Annotated in this window: 1 protein-coding gene and 1 pseudogene; one reads left to right on the forward strand and one right to left on the reverse strand. The window is 67.6% G+C overall.

Annotated features, from left to right (window positions below; all coding sequences use genetic code 11):
* Positions 1-79: 79 nt before the first annotated feature.
* Positions 80-274, reverse strand: a complete 195-nt coding sequence (locus ACZ7NC_RS45525; protein WP_471498349.1) for a hypothetical protein — start codon at positions 272-274, stop codon at positions 80-82.
* A gap of 391 nt (positions 275-665) precedes the next feature.
* Here ACZ7NC_RS45525 and ACZ7NC_RS45530 point away from each other — a divergent pair.
* Positions 666-1,649 (forward strand): annotated as a pseudogene (locus ACZ7NC_RS45530) (IS110 family RNA-guided transposase); the annotation flags it as partial.

A 1,649-nucleotide genomic window follows, 5' to 3' on the forward strand; every position in this document is an offset into this window, starting at 1 on the left:
GGTTCAGGAACGCGACCAGCCAACGCCTCCGAACACGCTGCGTCACCACCCGCAGAGCCCGCGGACACCTCCGCACCGCTCAACTATGAAGACCCGGAAGTGTTCGGTCGCTCGCCTGGAACCGGACTCGCTGCCCGTTGAACTGCCGCTCCAGCACCGTGATCTGATGGCGCAGGGCCAGGATCTCCACATCCTTGTCGCGGTCGCTCATCGAGAGCAGTCTCAGCATCGCGAACGCGTTCGTCACGCCCAGGTACGCCAGTCTCAGCAGCACGACCGGTCATCATGCCGCAGCCACCACCAGCCGCTCGAGAGCACCAACTCGAGCGACCGCGCCCAGCACCCCGAACACCCGCCCCCACCTGCACGGATGAGGTATTCGGCAAGGGCACCACCCGCTCGCGCTCTTTACAGGTGGGCGAGATCGCTCCGCTGATCACCTCAAGTACGGGAAAATGGGGCTGGGCGTCCCGGTCAGCCGATGGGCCTGCGATGCGAGCGAGCTCGTTTTGCAGGATGGCGATGGGGGCTGACCAGGGGACCACGGATTGTTGCCAGGGCATCGGATCCCCGGTGCCGGAGCACGTGTGTCAGACTCCGCCATCTCCCTTGGCCTCTCCGGGGCGCCCCCCGAGCACAGGCGCACCATGCGGGAGGAGACCACGATGCCCCGGCTCCAGGACGTGAAGGACGAGGTCATCCATCTGCGTTCCGCGGGAGTGGACTTGGGCAAGCGGTTCCTGCTGGCTTGTGTCCGCGTTCCCTCGGCGAAGCGGACCGGCAGTTGGTCGCTGGAGACGGAGCGGTTCGGCACCACCACCGCCGAAGTGCGGCGCCTGCTGGCCTGGCTGCTCGAGCGCCGGGTCGAGGTGGTGGTCATTGAGGCGACCTCGGACTACTGGCGCGGTGTCTGCTACCTGCTGCAGCCACACCTGAACCTGATGCTGGTCAACCCCGCCCACCTCAAGGGCATCCGGGCCGCAAGACCGATCCGAGCGACGCGGCCTTCCTGGCCCGGGCCGGCGCCTCCGGCATGGTGATGGCCTCCTTCGTCCCAGACCGTGACATCCGGGAATTGCGCGATCTCACCCGCCGCCGCACCGAGTTGGTCCGGGCAGCGGGCTGGGAGGCCCAGCGATTGGAGAAGGAACTCGAGGACACCGGCATGAAGGTCTCCGCCGTCCTCAGCGACATCACCGGCGCCAGCGGCCGGGCCATCCTGGAAGCCCTCGTTCACGGTGAACGCGATCAGGCCCGCCTTGCCGACCTCACCCGCGGCAGGGCCCGAAACAAGATTCCCGCTCTCATCGACGCCCTGGACGGCCAATTCACCGACCACCACGCCTTCATGGTCCGCCACTACCTCGACGAGATCGACCGCTGGAAGAGCCTCATCGCCGCTTTCGATGCCCGCATCGCCCACCTCCTGGCCGACCACGCGCGGGACATGGAGGTCCTGCAGACCATCCCGGGCATCGGCCGACTCGGCTCAGAGATCATCATCGCCGAGACCGGAGGCGACATGGCCCAGTTCACCTCCGCCCACCACCTGGCCTCCTGGATCGGGGTCTGCCCCGGCCAGAACGAGTCCGCCGGAGTCAGCAAGTCCGGACGCACCCGGCCCGGCAACGCCAACCTCAAGCGCCTGC

The organism is Streptomyces sp. NPDC111802 (assembly GCF_055634335.1).